Source organism: Lentibacter algarum (genome assembly GCF_018860975.1).
Taxonomy (GTDB): domain Bacteria; phylum Pseudomonadota; class Alphaproteobacteria; order Rhodobacterales; family Rhodobacteraceae; genus Lentibacter; species Lentibacter algarum_A.
On the sequence record NZ_JAHKQI010000010.1, the window covers coordinates 139,196 to 155,844 of the forward strand.

Consider the following 16,649-nt stretch of genomic DNA (forward strand, 5'->3'; position numbering starts at 1 on the left):
GGCATGATGTGAGGTTTCATTCAGTCACGACTGAACATTCCTTGACTTGCAACTCAAATACACCTTAAACGGCCTGCATGTGGCGGCGCTCGGCATACCTATGCTAAACGCCAAGGGGCTAACGAGTGTGAGGCTCCGCAGGAGCTCGATGAGGACCAACGCAATGTCAGAAGATGCCAAACAGCCTGCCAAATCGGCCAAAGCCACGGCAACCAAAAAGCAAACCACGCGCGCCAAGGCCAAAAAGCCTGCCCAACCAACAGTTCAGGCAGACACGCAGGCAGAGGTTCAGCGCGAAGCTCAGCCTGCCCCGTCAACCGAGACAAGCCATCAAACGCTGTCCTTTACCGATGACGCAGGCGCCTCGCGCTCGACTTGGATCGCTGGCATTCTGGTCATCGCCATTGTCGCCTGGATGGGCAGCGGGTTTATCATTCCCTCTGCCGAGGCCGACATCCAAGTCGCCCGTCAAGAGCCCAAGCCGATTGCCGTTGCTGTCAAAACCTCACAGGCCGAAACCGTCACCCAGTTCTATCAGGCCGAGGGCCAGGCCCTCCCCGACCGCGACACAAGCCTGCGTGCCGAAACAGCCGGCGACGTGGCCGAAGTGCTTGTCCAAAAAGGCCAAGACGTTAAGGCCGGTGACGTCATCGCACGGCTTGATGCCGCCAGCAACGCCGCCGACGTCATCCGCGCTCAAGAAGAACTCGCCAGCGCCCAGCGCGAGTTTGACAATGCCGAAAAGCTGCTCGACCGCGGCGTGGCCACAGCCGACCGTGTCTCGCAAGCCCGCGCCGCACTTGCCGGTGCCCGCTCGCAACTTGCCAGCGCTCAGGAAGACAGCAAAGCGCTGGCCATCACCGCGCCCTTCACAGGCCGCATTGAAACCCTTGATCTTGATGTCGGCGAGTATGTCTCCTCGGGCGCAGAAGTGGGCCGCCTGGTTGACATCACCCCGCTCACTGTGGCCATTCAGGTGCCGCAACAGTCGCTCACACTGCTCAAAACCGGACAGCCTGCCACAGTGCGGTTCATCACCGGTGAAGAGCGTGAGGGCAAGGTCACCTTCGTCGGCACCTCGGCGGCTTCCGAAACGCGCACCTTCCTCACCGAGATCGAAGTCGCCAATGACGACGGAGCGATCCCCGCCGGAATCTCGGCCGAAGTGATCATCCCGACAGGTGAGGCCAGAGCGCATTTCCTCTCTCCGTCCATTGTTTCACTCAATGTCGAAGGCACGCTCGGTGTCAAAACCGTTGATGCCGACAACACGGTTGCCTTCTACCCGATAGAGATCGTCAAAGCGCAGATCGACGGCATATGGGCAACCGGTCTGCCCGATCCGGTTAACGTGATTACCATCGGACAAGGCTTTGTAAACGAAGGCGAAACCGTTGCACCAAGCATCTCGGAGAAATAAGCCATGAACGCGATAATCGACGCAGCCTTCTCGCGCTCGCGCGTTGTCGTCATGGCGCTTGTCATGGTGCTCACCGTGGGCGCATATGCTTATTCAGCGATCCCCAAAGAGAGCAACCCCGAGATTCCGCTGCCGTTTTTCTACGTCTCGACAGGCCTTGACGGCATCAGCCCGACAGATGCCGAGCGCCTGCTGCTAGAGCCGATGGAAGCCGAGTTCGGCTCCATCGAAGGCCTCGACAGTATGAACTCCGACGCGGCCGAAGGTTTCGCCAGTATCCAGCTCGAGTTTACTGCCGGTGGCGACACCGACGAGGCCCTCGATAAGGTGCGCGAAGCCGCCGACCGTGCGCAAAGCGAACTGCCTTCGGACGCCGACGATATCGTCATCACCGAGATCAACACCGCCCTCTTTCCGATCATCACCGCGATCCTGTCAGGCCCCGTCCCCGAGCGCACCTTGAACGACCTCGCCGAAACCCTGCAAGAAGAGATCGAGGCCCTCCCCGGCGTGCTCGAAGCCGACATCGGCGGGCAGCGTTTCGAGTTCCTTGAAGTGCTGATCGACCCAACAGTTTTTCAAACCTACAACCTGTCTTTTGACGAGCTCATCGGCCAGATCCAGCGCAATAACATGCTGATCGCTGCTGGCGCTATCGAGACAGGCGCAGGCCGTATCGTGCTCAAGGTGCCGGGCCTGATCGAGAACCTCGACGATGTGATGTCGATGCCCGTCAAAGTGCGCGGCGATGCGGTTGTAACCTTTGGCGACGTGGCCACCGTGCGCAACACCTTTGAAGACCCGACATCATTCGCACGCATCAACGGCCAGCCCGCTTTGGCACTCGAAGTCACCAAACGCTCGGGCGCCAACATCATCGAAACCGTCGCCGAAGTGAAGGCGCTCGTCAAAGAACTGCGCGTAGACTGGCCTGAAAGCGTCGAAGTCACCTACCTGCAAGATCAGTCAAAGCAAGTCAAAGACATGCTGAGTGATCTTGAGGCAAACGTCATTGCCGCTGTTATTCTGGTGATGATCGTCATCGTGCTCGCCCTCGGCACGCGCTCTGCGATCCTCGTCGGCCTGTCTATTCCCGGCGCTTTCCTCGCTGGCGTTATCGCGCTCTGGTCTATGGGCTTCACCATGAACATCGTCGTGCTGTTCTCGCTCATTCTGGTGGTGGGCATGCTGGTTGACGGGGCCATCGTCACCACCGAACTTGCCGATCGCAAGTTGCAAGAAGGCGCCCCGCCCAAAGAGGCCTACGCCTTCGCCGCCAAGCGCATGGCTTGGCCGATTATCGCCTCAACTGCAACAACGCTCAGCGTGTTCTTTCCCCTCCTGTTCTGGACAGGCATGGTCGGCGAGTTCATGAAGTTCCTGCCGATCACCGTGATCATGACGCTCTTCGCCTCGCTGTTCATGGCGCTGGTCTTCATTCCCGTCGTCGGCGGAGTTATCGGCAAACGCCAGCCGCAAACGGCCCAAGACAAACAAGCGCTCTATGCCGCCGAACAAGGCGACCCGCGCACAATGCGCGGATTGTCGGGCAAATATGTGCGCCTCCTGGAAAAAGCGATCCTACGCCCCGCAACGACATTGCTGCTGGCCATTGCCATGTTGCTTGGCAGCTTCGGCCTCTATGGCACTTTCGGCTCCGGCGTCAGCTTCTTCCCCTCGGTCGAGCCCGACTTCATGCAGGTGCAGGTGCGCGCCCGTGACAACTTCTCGATCTTCGAGCGCGACAGCCTCGTGCGCGAAGTTGAATCCCGCCTGCTGCCCTACGACGAAATCGCCAGCATCTACGCGCGTTCAATGATGTCGGCAGGCCAAGGTGACGAAGAAACCATCGGCACATTGCAACTCGAACTGACCGACTGGGACACCCGCCGCACCGCTGAAGAAATCGGCACTGATATCCGCGCCAGCGTTGCTGACATCGCCGGTATTGACGTTCAGGTGCAAACCGAAAGCGGCGGCCCGAACTCCGGCAAACCCATCAACCTCAAAGTCACCGCCCGCAACCCCGATGTGCAAAATCAAGCCGTGCAACAGATCCGCGATATCATGGACAAGCTCGGCGGTTTCACCGATGTCACCGACACCCGCCCTGTTCCCGGCGTCGAAGTGTCGATCTTGGTCAACCGTGCCGAAGCCGCCCGCTTTGGTGCTGATGTGAGCCTGCTCGGTCAGGCGGTTCAGCTCCTCACCCAAGGTATCACCGTGGCTGACTACCGCCCCGATGACACCGACGGCGCGCTTGATATCCGCGTGCGCTTCCCCCGTGAAGAACGCTCCCTGTCCGAGCTGGCCAGCCTGCGTGTGCCAACCGCCTCTGGCCTCGTGCCAATCAGCAACTTCGTCACCTTCGCCCCTTCCGAGCGCACAGGTATCATCCGCCGGGTTGACGAAAAACGTGTGACAACCATCGAGGCCAACGCCGCCCCCGGTGTGCTGGTCAACGATCAGGTCGTCGCCCTCACAGCCTTGCTTGAAGAGGCCGAACTGCCCGAGGGCGTTGACTTTACCTTTGGCGGCGAGGCCGAAGACCAAGCCGAAAGCATGATCTTCCTTATCGGTGCCTTCGCAACAGCGATCTTCCTGATGTTCTTGATTCTCGTGCTTCAGTTTAACAGCTTCTTCCAGGCCTTTGTTGTTATGAGCGCAATCGTGTTTTCGATTGCCGGTGTCTTGCTCGGTCTCATCGTCACAGGCCGCCCCTTCGGCGTGGTCATGGGCGGCATCGGTGTGATCGCGCTTGCGGGTATCGTGGTGAACAATAACATCGTTCTGATCGACACTTACAATGACCTCAAAAAGATCGGCCAGTCGCCGCTTGAAGCTGCCCTGCGCACCGGAGCACAACGTCTGCGTCCCGTCATTCTCACTTCGGTAACAACAGCCCTTGGCCTCATGCCAATGGTGATCGGCCTGAACCTCAACTTCTTCACCCGCGAGATCGTCTATGGCGCGCCTTCAACCCAATGGTGGACAGAGCTATCCTCGGCCATCGCTGGCGGTCTTGTCGTTGCCACGGCCCTCACCCTTGTTGTCACCCCGGCCATGCTCATGCTTGGCGAGAGAAACCGCACAACAGGAAAAACCGGCTAGGCTCTAGGGTATCCGCACATCCTTGCGCGCGTAGCTTCCGGACATTTCGCTCATATCATCCAGCAGTATTTCAACCTGCATCGACTGAATAGAGCCAAGCTCGTAGCTGCGGTAAATCATCAAGGCCTGATCATCCGGTATCGCATTGGGCGTCGAAAACTCCGTCTGGCAGCGTGGCAGTTCCCACACCTCTGGCGCTGCCCCGTTAAAGCCGACACGCACCTCATGCAGCCCACAGCGCCAGGCGATCAAATGTGTAAGGTAAACAAGGTCCTGCCCGTCATACTCGCGCACCGCAATCCAGTTGCCCCGCGTCGCTTCCAGTATCGGCTTCACCTCGCCCGCAGTGGTAAACTTGCCGCTTGCCGTCTGGTCTTCCGCCGCAAAGGGCTTACCTTCAACAACCACGGTGTTGGGATCACCAATCACCACACCACTTCCGATAACAACCGTGCTCGGCTGTGCAGCCGGTGCAACCACAGCCGCACTCTCGGTCGCACTCTCGGTGCCGCTGCCACCGTCACTCTGTCCGCCCACCCCGAGTGCCAAAAATGTCAAAATGGTAAAAAATAGCATATCATTGTTTCCCTTCCCTGCATTGCCCTTGAGCGCACAACCTGTTTGTATCTATATGAGCAACAATTTTTCAATAGCCGAGCAGCCCATGGCCAGAAGACCCAAAAAACCAACAGAGTTCAATGTTTTCGTTGTCGGGCAAGCTGGCCGCCTACAATATGAAGCCCTGTTGTTTGCCGCTTCTTTCCGGCAGTTCAACCCTACATTTACAGGACGCCTCATCGTTGCCGAGCCGCAGCCAAGCGAGCACTGGAAGCGCGACCCGCGAATGAACGACGCGCTCGTCCTTGAAGCCCTCGCAGAGCTCAACGTCGAGATCATTCCATTTGAAAACAAGCACTTCGGCCAGAGTTACCCCTACGGCAACAAGATCGAAGCCCTCACCGCCCTCCCCAAAGGCGAGCCCTTTGTATTCTTTGACACCGACACTCTGATCACCGGTGATCTCGCCGCTGTGCCGTTCAAGTTCACCAAGCCCACAGCCTCGCTCAAGCGCACCGGAACATGGCCGACACTTGAGCTCTACGGCCCCGGCTACGGCGAAATCTGGGGGTCGCTCTACGACAAATTCGGCCTCGACTTCGCCAGTTCTCTCGACCTAAGCCAGCCCGATGAGTATTGGAAACGCTACCTCTACTTCAACGCAGGCTTCTTCTTTTACAAATGCCCGCATGCTTTTGGTGAAAAGTTTCTTGAGTATGCCCTCGCCATCCTCAACGACGCCCCTCGCGAACTTGTCTGCCAAAAGTTTGACCCATGGCTTGACCAAGTCGCCCTGCCGCTGGTTATCCACGCCCTCGGCGGCGGCCGTGACACCCTGCCCGAAGGCCTGCTTGATGGCGACATCAGTTGCCACTATCGTGTCTTCCCGCTGCTCTACGCCCGCGAAAGCGACACCGTCGTGCGCACTCTCGAAGAGGTTGCCGCGCCCAACAAGATCAAAAAAGCGCTCAAAAACTATGACCCGATCAAGCGCATGGTCTACCAGGGCCGCGGTCAGAAAGTCCGTGATCTGTTTGATCAGGATGACCTCCCCCGTAAGGAACAAGCCATCCGCAACCGCATAAAACGTGAAGGCTTCTGGATGCGATGAGTGTCGCCACGTACGACCTCGCCAACCTAACCCAGATCGGGTGGAGCTACTCCCCAAGCGCTGCCGCTCTCACACTTTCCGCGCTCGAGGCGGCTGGCTATGATGTCGTCATGCCGCATTTTCACACCCACGCCTTGCTCGCAAATCAAGCGCTTGCGCTTGGTGGCATCCCTATCGCCGTGCCCGCCTCACAGGCCGACGACGCGAGAGCACTCTTACAAGCCATTGATGCTGGCAAGGTTATTGACCTTGAAACCAAGGCCGCACCGTCCGAGCCTGCGCTCCGCAAGAAAAGTCTCTTATGGAAGATCGTGTACTTTGTGATTCTTTGGAAGGGCGGCGCTGGCCATAACCTCAACCAGACTTTTGTTAAGCCTCAGTGAACCACGCCAAAAACACCCGTTCTCCCGATGCACAACAGCAAGGCGCTTTTCCCTAGCGCCAACGGGTTTCGCTACCTGCGTCCCTCTTTGCACAAGCCCCGTTGCTCCCCCCCGCTTTCCCGCCTAGTCTCGCGCTCAAACAAATCAGGGAGAGACAGAGATATGTCATACGGCTTCGACACGCTTCAAGTTCACGCAGGCGCCGCGCCTGATCCGGCAACAGGTGCACGCAACACGCCGATCTACCAGACAACCGCCTATGTCTTCCGCGACGCGGATCACGCCGCCGCTCTCTTCAACCTGCAAGAAGTTGGCTACATCTATTCACGCCTCACCAACCCGACAGTTGCCGTGCTCGCCGAGCGCATCGCAACCCTTGAAGGCGGCCAAGGCGCGGTTTGCTGCTCCTCTGGCCACGCCGCCCAGATCATGGCGCTTTTCCCGCTCATGTCCCCCGGCAAGAACGTCGTCGCCTCAACCCGCGCCTATGGCGGCACGATCACGCAGTTTTCGCAAACCATCAAACGTTTCGGCTGGAGCGCAACATTCGTTGACTTTGACGACCTCGACGCCGTCAAGGCCGCAATCAACGACGACACCCGCGCAGTGTTCTGTGAATCCATTGCAAATCCAGGTGGTTACATCACCGACCTTGATGCAATTTCCGCGATCACCGATGAAGCCGGAATTCCCCTCATCGTCGACAACACCTCGGCCACGCCCTACCTTTGTAACCCGATCGAGCACGGCGCAACCTTGGTCGTTCACTCGACAACCAAATATCTCACAGGCAACGGCACAGTCACAGGCGGTTGCGTGGTTGACTCAGGCAAGTTCGACTGGTCGGCCTCCGACAAGTTCCCATCACTGAGCCAACCCGAGCCCGCCTACCACGGCCTCAAGTTTCACGAGACATTCGGCGCGCTGGCCTATACCTTCCACGGCATCGCAATTGGCCTGCGTGACTTGGGCATGACAATGAACCCCCAAGCCGCACACTACACGCTCATGGGCATCGAAACGCTCTCGCTTCGCATGCAAAAGCACGTTCAGAACGCTGTTGAGGTTGCAGGCTGGCTCGAGAAGCACGACGCGGTGGAAGAAGTCACCTACGCTGGCCTCAAATCCTCGCCCTACAACAGCCGCGTGGCAAGCATCTGCCCCAAAGGCGCGGGTGGGCTGTTCACCATCTCGCTCAAAGGCGGCTACGACGCCTGCGTCAAATTTGTTGATAGTCTGGAGATCTTCAGCCACGTCGCCAACCTCGGTGACACTCGCTCGCTGGTGATCCACTCCGCCTCGACCACCCACCGCCAACTCTCCCCAGAGCAGCAGAAGGCGGCGGGCGCTGGCCCCGAGGTTGTGCGCATCTCGATCGGCATCGAAGACGCCGCCGATTTGATCGCCGATCTGGACCAAGCCCTCAAAGCGGCCACAAGCTAGAAGTATTGTTAAAAACAAGGCCTGAAAGCGTATAACCCTACGCTTTCAGGCCGCTCCGCAAGCGCAGGCTTCCGCTGACATACACCTGTTCATGCAACCCCCTGTTTTCTTGACGGGAACCTTGATATAATAGACCCTATGTTAACGCGTTCCCGCAGGTCAGGGCCTGTCCTATGAAGCCAAATTTTGCACTCACGCTTTCCTTTGACGGAATAGGCCTGCTCAGCCGTGCTGACGCGGGCTGGGAGCGTGTCGGTGAGGTTCCGCTTGATGTGCCAGACTTGCAAGCTGCGCTTAAAGTGCTCAAAGAGTCAGCCGGCGAGCTTGGCTCAGAACCGCTGCACAGCAAGCTGATTCTGCCTGACGAGCAAATCAAATATCTAACAATCGTTGACCCGCAAGGCAGCGATGACATCCAGACCGAAGCCGTCCGCCACGCGCTTGATGGGGCCACGCCCTACTCACTTGACGAACTCGCCTATGATTGGGCCAGCGATGGCAAGATGATCCACATCGCCGCCGTCGCCCGTGAAACACTGGCCGAGGCCGAGGGTTTTGCCGTCAGCAACGGCTTTGCACCGCTCTACTTTGCCGCCAAACCGGCGCAAGCAGCCTTTGGCCGCGAGCCCTTCTTTGGCCAAACCCAACACTACCAAGACAACGAATCTGCCCTTGGTGCACTCGAAACCGACAACGAAGTCGTCACCATCAGCGGCATCGCCCGCCCCCCCGAGGTTGCTCCCGAAAGCCAGCCCGAACCTGAGCTGTCAGAAGCCGAAGCGAAAACAGCGGCTCCGGAACCAGAGGTCGTGAAAGCGACCCCACCGGAAACAGCCGCAGAACCGGAAGCACAGCCAGAGCTAGAGTCAAAACCGGAGCCAGAGCCAGAACCAGAGCCCGAACCAAAACCGGAGCCCGCCGCCCCTGCCTTCAGCTCGCGCCGCACCGAAACCGACACTGGCGCAGCACCAGCCCTAACCGGTGTCACCCGCAACGAACCCGCCACAACCAAGCCAATTGTCACTGAACCCACGATCTCGGGCGATGAAAACCCGCCACAACCGGTGGCCACAGCGTCCAGTGTCCCTCCGCCGCCAACACCGGTGAGCGAAAGTGCGGTCACAGCCTTCTTCAGCCGCCGCAGCAATAAGCCTGATCCCAGTGACGAAGACGACGACAATGATGTCGGCACAGCCCCCGCAGGAGCGGGTTTCAGCCTGCAAAACCTGCGCCGCTCCGAGCCAGTCATCGTGCCGCCTCCCCCGCCCAATCTTGTGCCGCCAACAGCGTCCGAGCAGCAGCGGCTAACTGTCTTCGGGGCCCGCAAGAAAGCCGAACCCGCACCACAAAAGCCCCGCGCTGTCGGAGGCAAGCCACGCTACCTTGGCCTGCTTCTCACGGCTGCCTTGCTGGTGTTTCTTGTCGGTGTCGCGGCTTGGGCCTCGGTCTTTGTTGACGACGGTCTATCGCGTTTCTTTATCCGCTCGGACACCGAGTTCGCAGCCAGCCCCGACGCGCCTGACGAAACTCTCATCGAGGGTGATGAAGCCGGCTTGCCCAACGGCACTCTCGAGCTTGCCTCGCTTGATCCTGACGCGGTTGTTCCGAAAAACCCACAGATCATGCCCCTGCCGGTCGAGCCGATCTCCGACGAGGAAGCGCGCGTCAAATACGCAGTTACGGGTATCTGGGTGCTGCCCCCAGCCGCGCCACAAATACCCACAATTCCTGGGCAGGACGACCTCTATGTAGCCTCCATTGACCCTGTCATCGGCAGCCATGATGCCGTCGCGCTACCGGCGCTCGACTTTGATCTCGCTGATCGCGGCATCGCACCGCAACACAACCCCGCCGAAGCTGGCAAGCGCTTCACCCTTGATGCGCGCGGGCTGGTTGTGGCCACGGCTGAAGGGGCTTTGTCGCCCGAGGGCCATGTCGTGTATCTCGGCAAACCACCCAGCCTGCCTGCCGTCTGGCCCGCGCCCGTCGAGACAGCCGAAGCAACGCCCGAAGAACCGACCGACGCTGAAACCGCCGCCCTCGCCCACCTTGCATCGCTGCGCCCTAAGCTGCGCCCAACGACACTGGCTGAAAGCAACGAGCGCGCAAACCTTGGCGGGCGTTCTCTCAAAGAACTCGCCGCAATCAGGCCCCGCCTGCGTCCGCCATCTCCGCAAGAGATAGCTGCCGCACAGCCGCAACCGACCAAGCCGGAAACACCCGAAACCTTGCCGCCAACGCCCGGTGCCGTGGTTATCCCCGTGCCCGACCCCTCGGTTCCCAAGCGCGATCTTGACCCTAACGCAACGCCGCAGGCCGTGGCCCGTTCGGTCAAGCCAAAGCCCCGCCCGAACAACTTCGCGCGCATTGTTAAACGTGCGGAGCGCAATGCCGAGCGCAATGAACAGGTCACAACCGTCGCCGCCGTTGCGCCCAAAACAGTAACGCCGCGCATTCCCTCGACTGCCTCTGTCGCCAAACAGGCAACCGTGCGCAACGCCATCAACCTCAAGCGTGTGAGCCTTATGGGCGTCTACGGCAAGCCCTCTAGCCGCCGCGCCCTCGTGCGTCTCGCGAATGGCCGCTACAAAAAAGTCAAAGTTGGTGACAGGCTTGAAGGCGGGCGTGTTTCTGCCATCGGTGAAGGCGAGTTGCACTACAAAAAAGGCAACCGCAACGTCACACTCAAAATGCCGCGCGGATAACGGTGTATAGGCATTTTTCCGCGCGCTATACCAAATATTTACGCAATCTTGTCGCAGTGTTTACATTCACGCGCTAGATAGCACGCATGCTTGATGAAATTGATTCAAAACTGATCACCGCTTTGCAGGAAAACGCCCAGCTCACCAGTCAGGAGTTGGCCGAGCGCCTCGGGCTGTCGGCCAGTCAGGCTGCCCGCCGCCGCCAGCGGCTTGAGGGTCAGGGCGTGATCAAAGGCTATCGTGCCGAGCTGAGCGCCGCAGAACTCGGCCTTGGCGTGCAGGCCTTTGTGCAGGTGCAACTCACCTCGCACGCGCCCGCCCACTCTACCAGCTTCAACAAGCTGATCAAAAGTCAGCCCGAGATCGTCTCTGCCTGGACGATGACAGGCGATGCCGACCTCCTCTTGCGTATCTACTCGCGTGATTTGACCACCCTCAATGACCTTATCCACAACATCTTGCTGCCGCATGGTGCCGTTGGCCGTGTCCACAGCCAGATCGTCATGAGCCAGATCAAACAAGACGCCCCTTTGCCCGCTTGATATTATAATGCATTCACTCCTCCTCCTCCCGACGCTCTACCTGCTCGCTGCGGTCATTGCCGTGCCTCTGGCCGCACGGCTCGGGCTTGGCTCGGTGCTCGGATATCTCAGCGCCGGTATGATCATCGGCCTCATCCCCGGCATCGGAGAAGAGACCCGCGCCTTGCAACACTTTGCCGAGTTCGGTGTGGTGATGATGCTGTTTATCGTCGGGCTTGAGCTCGCTCCACGCACACTCTGGGGCATGCGTCACAAACTCTTGGGGCTGGGTGGGTCGCAGATATTGCTCAGCACGCTGATAATTTTCGCTGTCGCCGTTCTGCTTGATGAGGCCTGGCAAACCAGCCTCGCTATCGGCCTTGTTCTTGCTTTAAGTTCAACAGCTATCGTATTGCAAACACTAACAGAAAAAGGCCTGATGAAAACCTCAGGCGGCCGCTCTGTCTTTTCGGTCTTGCTCACACAGGATATCTCCATTGTGCCGCTTCTGGCACTGATCCCGCTGTTGAGCCTAGCCAACCCAACCTCGATGAACGCCGATGGATCAATCACTCGCCTCGCAGAGGAAGCCGAAAAGCACCACACGATTTTTGAGGGCCTTCCTGCATGGGGCGTGGCCCTTGCAACCCTTGCCACAATCGCCCTGATCATCGCCGCTGGTGTCTTCCTCACCAAGCCGATCTTTCGCTTCATCCACGCCGCTCACCTGCGCGAAATGTATACCGCTCTCGCACTCTTGATCGTCATCGGCATCGCCTATCTGATGACACTGCTTGGCCTCTCGCCCGCGCTTGGCGCGTTCCTCGCCGGTGTGGTTCTCGCCAGTTCCGAGTTCCGCCACGAGCTTGAAAGCGACATCGAGCCGTTCAAGGGCCTGTTGCTCGGTCTGTTCTTCATCACCGTCGGTGCCTCGGTCGACTTTGCCACCCTCACCTCCGACCCCCTGCGCCTCGTCAACCTTGCCCTGGCTCTGATCCTTGTCAAAGGTGCGGTGCTCTTCGCGCTCGGCTTTGGCTTTGGCCTGCGCAAACGCGAGCTTTGGCTGTTCACACTCAGCCTCGCTCAAGCTGGTGAATTCGGCTTTGTGCTCATCTCGTTCGCCAGTCAGCAAGGCGTGTTTGGCCCCGCGCTCGGCGGCACGCTCACCCTCGTCATCACCCTCTCGATGCTGGCCACACCGCTGCTGTTTCTGGCCTTTGACTATATCGCCAAGCGTCAAGACAAAGCCGCCCCCGATCACACCCCTGACGAAATCGACACGACCGGCCCGGTGATCATCGCCGGCATTGGCCGCTTTGGTCAGATCGTCAATCGCCTCGTTGAGTCCTCGGGTTTCAAAACTGTGGTGCTTGACCATGACCTCGAGCGCATTCAGCTCATGCGCTCCTTTGGCTATCGCGCCTTTCTCGGAGATCCGACACGCCCCGAGCTTTTGCGCGCCGCTGGCCTGCGCGACGCCCGGGTTCTTGTCGTTGCTCTTAACACCCCCGACGCCGCGCTGCGCCTTGTCAAACTCGCCCGCAAGGAGCGCCCTGATCTGCACATCATCGCCCGCGCGCGCGACCGCAGTCATGTCTTCGCGCTTTATGAAGCCGGCGCAAATGACATCGTTCGCGAGATGTTTGACAGCTCGCTGCGCGCGGGCCGCTATGTGCTTGAGAACGTCGGTCTGAGCGAGTTTGAAGCCGCCGAGGCCGAGCAAGCGTTTTTTGCCCACGACCGCGAGGCACTCAAAGAACTCGCCGCGCTCTGGAAGCCCGGAATGAATGCCTCGGCAAATCCTGCCTATATGGCCCGCGTGCGCGAGCTCGAAAAAGAACTCGAGGTGAACTTGCTTGCTCTGGCAGAGAAACAGTCAGACAAAGCCGGTTGAGCAACGCGCGCTCCGTTAAGTTAATCTGTGTTAACCCGCCCCGCAAAACTGTGCATACGCGTTATGCACTGAAATATGCACTGTGGTATGCACCCGAGTCACCTGCGATTGGCTCTCAACTGGCTGTGTTAACGCTCATAAACGCAGCCCTAACAGTCTGGTTAACTTAACAGACTATGCTGCTTCAAATGCCTTGTTTTCAGGCCTTTCAAGCGCTTCAAACAACTCACTCACACGTTTACGTGCCTTATATCCGGCCCAGTCTTCGCCTAGCATCTGCTCGACAGCGCTGTCATGGCGCAAAACAATCCGCCGCCAATGGTGCAAAACCAGCACCCGCAAGCTGTATCTTTGAAGGCTGTTCTGCGGCATGTGGTCGAAGCTCAGCGCCTCTTCAAGCCCGGCGAACTCTGCTGCTTCTGCGTCGCTTACAAGGGCCGTTTTCATCCAGTCAGGCACCTGCGCGAAGGGTGTTTCAACAATCAATGCACCCTCAGGAGCCTCTGTATTATCCGGCAAAATCATCAGGTTATCTCCGACGCGCAGCCCGGAAACCTCGGCCGCTTCAACCAAAGCCAGTCGCCAGACAGAAGGCGCCTCGCAAGCACCGCGATACACCTGCTCATAGGCGCTTTGCGTGGCCGTCACACCTGCTTCACTCAGCTTGTAAACACTGCCGCGCCCCTGCCGTTCAACCATAAGCCAGCCATCCTTTCGCAAACGATGCAACGCCACTCGAAATGCCTCGGGTTTCACCCCAAAAGGCGCACAAATCTGCTGCATTTTCTGGCTGCTAAGTGCCTGTTTCGCCTGCGGTTCCAAGTCGCCCAAAAGCGTCACGATCAGTGACCACGTTTTAAGCGGTGCAAGCCTCTGCAAGCGCGCAAAAGCAGCCTCAAACTCGGGTGAACTACTGGTCATAATCCACAACAACCCGCGCACTTACAGGGTAGCTTTGGCACGACAGGATATAGCCTTTTTCGACTTCGTAATCTTCCAGCGCGTGGTTGGCGCGCATGTCAACTTCGCCCTCGACAACACGGCAGCGGCACGTCGAGCAGACCCCTGCTTTACAGGCATAGGGCGCGTCCATTGTCGCGGCGCGCGCGGCGTCCAGAACCGACAAAGTGCCATCTGCGTCAATGGTTTGCGTCGCTCCGTCGAGCGTCACCAAGAGCTTGATCTGCCCTGCTGCACCTGCCGCTTTTGACGCAGTTCGCACGGCCAAACGCCCGGGTTGTGACGAGGCAAACAGCTCGAATTTGATCTGCTCATCCGTCAACCCGTGCGCTTTAAGCGCTTTGACAATGCCAAGCATCATCGGCTCCGGCCCGCAAATAAACGCCGTATCAATCGCCGTGATATCGACCCATGATTTGAACAGCTCGGCGCATTTTTCTTCGCTCACACGGCCAGTGAAAAGATCAATCTCCTGCGTGTCTTGCTCAAGCACATGAATGACGTTGAAACGCCCCATATACCTATTCTTAATGTCTTCGATGTCTTCTCTAAACATGATCGTCGAAACACCGCGATTGGCATAAACCAGTGTAAAGGAGGCGTTCGGTTCAACATCTAACGTGGTTTTGATCAGCGAAAGCACAGGCGTTATGCCAGAGCCGCCGGCAAAACCGAGGTAGTTTTTCTCACTGTCCGCATCAAGCGATGTGTAAAACTTGCCCATCGGCGGCATCGCTTCAAGCTTGTCGCCCACAGCGAGTTCCTCGTTGGCCCAAGTTGAAAAAGCACCGCCATCAACCTGTTTGATGCCGACTTGCAAGATCCCCTCTTGCTTGCCTGCACAGATCGAATAGGAGCGGCGAATTTCCTCACCGTCAAAATCGCGGCGGAAGGTTAAGTATTGCCCTTGCGTGAAGTCAAACGCCTCTGCCGCACCGTTCACAGGCCGCAAGGTAACAACAACCGCATCGCGAATTGTCTTATGAATATCAGTGACTTCTAGCTCATGAAAGCGTGGCATCTTTTCACCTCAAATGCATTTGAAATAGTCGAAAGGCTCAAGGCAGCTTTTACACCGCCACTGGGCCTTGCAGGGGGTCGAGCCGAACTGGCTCAGCTTCTCTAACTCTTGGCTTTCGCACCGCGGGCAGTGCTTTGGCCCGCCCGCCGGTTGCGGCGGCGCGATGCCATATTCCTCAAGCTTTTCGCGGCCCTTGGCACTCAGCCAATCGGTCGTCCAGGGCGGGCTGAGTTGGCGCTTCAAAAGCACCTGCTCGACCCCGTGTTCGCGCAGCGCTTTTTCAATGTCAAAGTTGATAACACTTGTCGCCGGACAGCCGGAATATGTAGGCGTTACAGTCACTTCCAGCACATCACCCGCCCACTCAACAGCGCGGATAATGCCCAGATCAACAAGGCTGATCACCGGAATTTCCGGATCAGGCACCTCGTCAAGCCAGGCCATAACTTCAGTGGAAGTCGCTTGCATCATGACTTACCAAGACGCCCCCGGATAGGCCCGCTGAAGCCACTGCATGTTGGTCAGCATATGCCCCAAATGCTCGGTGTGAGTGCGGCCCGTGCGCCCACCTTTGTGGGCGAATTTACTCTCGGGCAAGGTCAATGTCGCCGCATTCATTGTCGCTGCAATAGCTGCATCATAGCCCGCTTTAAGGCTGTTCAACTCTGGCGCAATGCCCTCTTTCGCTGCAGCATCATCAAGCGCATCCGCAATGAAAAACTCACCAACGTAAGGATACAAGTAGTCCAACGCAGCTTGCATTCTGGCATGGCTTTCTTCCGTGCCATCACCCAAACCAATCACCGTATCGCGCGAGCGCTCCAAGTGATAACTTGCTTCCTTCACGGCCTTGTCAGCAATCGCCGACACACGGTCATCCGACGAGCCTTGCAAGGCTTTGAGCATCCCTAAGTGCCACTCATCAAACAGATATTGCCGCATCAGTGTTTGCCCGAAGTCGCCGTTTGGCAACTCACACAACAGCGCATTGCGAAAGTCCCAAACATCACGCAAAAACGCGAGATCATCTGCGGTTTTGCCGCTGCCTTCAACTTCAGCGGCAAGCCCAAGCCAGAGTTGCGTTTGGCCGATCAAGTCGAGCGCCGTGTTCGCCAGTGCGATATCTTCCTCAAGCACCGGCGCAAGCCCGCACCACTCGGAAACGCGATGCCCAAGCACCAGCGTGCTGTCGCCCATTCGCAGGCAAAACTCATACAGAGCACTCATCACATGGCTCCCGCATCGTCAGGGATATCAAAGAACGTAGGGTGCCGGTAAACCTTGCTCTCGCTCGGCTCATACATTGGCCCCTTGTCGCTGGGGTTTGACGCCGTCACATGCCGCGCCTCAACCACCCAGATACTCTGCCCTTCGTTGCGCCGCGTATAAACATCCCGCGCATTTTTCACTGCCATCTCGGCATCAGGCGCATGCAAGCTGCCCACATGCCGGTGCGACAGCCCATGCTGTCCGCGGATAAACACTTCCCATAGGGGCCATTCTTTAGACATATCGTCGTTCC

General features: G+C 58.3%; 14 protein-coding genes. 8 read left to right on the forward strand and 6 right to left on the reverse strand.

What is annotated here, in order from left to right; all coding sequences use genetic code 11:
* Window positions 1-148 precede the first annotated feature (148 nt).
* Window positions 149-1,420, forward strand: a complete 1,272-nt coding sequence (locus KO498_RS16035) for an efflux RND transporter periplasmic adaptor subunit (RefSeq protein WP_252731505.1) — start codon at window positions 149-151, stop codon at window positions 1,418-1,420.
* A 3-nt stretch (window positions 1,421-1,423) separates the two neighbouring features.
* Window positions 1,424-4,531 (forward strand): efflux RND transporter permease subunit, encoded by a 3,108-nt coding sequence (locus tag KO498_RS16040; protein WP_215960935.1) that lies wholly within the window; start codon window positions 1,424-1,426, stop codon window positions 4,529-4,531.
* 3 nt (window positions 4,532-4,534) lie between these two features.
* Here KO498_RS16040 and KO498_RS16045 read toward each other — a convergent pair whose 3' ends face one another.
* Window positions 4,535-5,107, reverse strand: a complete 573-nt coding sequence (locus KO498_RS16045; RefSeq protein WP_215960936.1) for a hypothetical protein — start codon at window positions 5,105-5,107, stop codon at window positions 4,535-4,537.
* Between the two features lie 88 nt (window positions 5,108-5,195).
* On the opposite strand from KO498_RS16045, the gene KO498_RS16050 reads away from it, so the two are divergent.
* From KO498_RS16050 to KO498_RS16075, 6 genes are all read left to right on the forward strand, one after another.
* Window positions 5,196-6,200: a hypothetical protein gene (locus KO498_RS16050; RefSeq protein ID WP_215960937.1), complete on the forward strand. Its 1,005-nt coding sequence runs from the start codon at window positions 5,196-5,198 to the stop codon at window positions 6,198-6,200.
* Entirely contained in the window at window positions 6,197-6,583 is a 387-nt protein-coding gene (locus KO498_RS16055; protein WP_215960938.1) for a hypothetical protein, read from the forward strand. The genes KO498_RS16050 and KO498_RS16055 overlap by 4 nt, the downstream gene beginning before the upstream one ends.
* Before the next feature lie 162 nt (window positions 6,584-6,745).
* Window positions 6,746-8,026 carry an O-acetylhomoserine aminocarboxypropyltransferase/cysteine synthase family protein gene (locus KO498_RS16060; RefSeq protein WP_215960939.1) on the forward strand — a complete coding sequence of 427 codons (1,281 nt, stop codon included), beginning with the start codon at window positions 6,746-6,748 and terminating at the stop codon, window positions 8,024-8,026.
* Window positions 8,027-8,199: 173 nt separating this feature from the next.
* A complete protein-coding gene (locus KO498_RS16065) occupies window positions 8,200-10,731 on the forward strand; it encodes a hypothetical protein (RefSeq protein ID WP_215960940.1) in 2,532 nt (843 codons plus the stop codon).
* Window positions 10,732-10,817: 86 nt separating this feature from the next.
* The gene (locus KO498_RS16070; RefSeq protein ID WP_215960941.1) at window positions 10,818-11,273 is read left to right on the forward strand and encodes an Lrp/AsnC family transcriptional regulator; all 456 of its coding nucleotides are present in this window, start codon (window positions 10,818-10,820) and stop codon (window positions 11,271-11,273) included.
* A gap of 7 nt (window positions 11,274-11,280) precedes the next feature.
* On the forward strand, window positions 11,281-13,146 hold the full coding sequence (locus tag KO498_RS16075) for a monovalent cation:proton antiporter-2 (CPA2) family protein (protein ID WP_215960942.1): 1,866 nt from the start codon (window positions 11,281-11,283) through the stop codon (window positions 13,144-13,146).
* Between the two features lie 174 nt (window positions 13,147-13,320).
* Here KO498_RS16075 and KO498_RS16080 read toward each other — a convergent pair whose 3' ends face one another.
* From KO498_RS16080 to paaB, 5 genes are read right to left on the reverse strand one after another with little or no spacing between them, the layout of a single operon-like run.
* The gene (locus tag KO498_RS16080) at window positions 13,321-14,067 is read right to left on the reverse strand and encodes a PaaX family transcriptional regulator C-terminal domain-containing protein (RefSeq protein WP_215960943.1); all 747 of its coding nucleotides are present in this window, start codon (window positions 14,065-14,067) and stop codon (window positions 13,321-13,323) included.
* A complete protein-coding gene (locus tag KO498_RS16085) occupies window positions 14,057-15,127 on the reverse strand; it encodes a 2Fe-2S iron-sulfur cluster-binding protein (RefSeq protein ID WP_215960944.1) in 1,071 nt (356 codons plus the stop codon). Before KO498_RS16085 ends, KO498_RS16080 begins: the two co-directional genes overlap by 11 nt.
* Before the next feature lie 9 nt (window positions 15,128-15,136).
* Window positions 15,137-15,598, reverse strand: a complete 462-nt coding sequence (gene paaD, locus KO498_RS16090) for a 1,2-phenylacetyl-CoA epoxidase subunit PaaD (RefSeq protein ID WP_436835946.1) — start codon at window positions 15,596-15,598, stop codon at window positions 15,137-15,139.
* Window positions 15,599-15,601: 3 nt separating this feature from the next.
* A complete protein-coding gene (gene paaC, locus KO498_RS16095) occupies window positions 15,602-16,354 on the reverse strand; it encodes a 1,2-phenylacetyl-CoA epoxidase subunit PaaC (RefSeq protein ID WP_215960945.1) in 753 nt (250 codons plus the stop codon).
* Window positions 16,354-16,638, reverse strand: a complete 285-nt coding sequence (paaB, locus tag KO498_RS16100; RefSeq protein WP_215960946.1) for a 1,2-phenylacetyl-CoA epoxidase subunit PaaB — start codon at window positions 16,636-16,638, stop codon at window positions 16,354-16,356. Before paaB ends, paaC begins: the two co-directional genes overlap by 1 nt.
* Window positions 16,639-16,649: the final 11 nt, after the last annotated feature.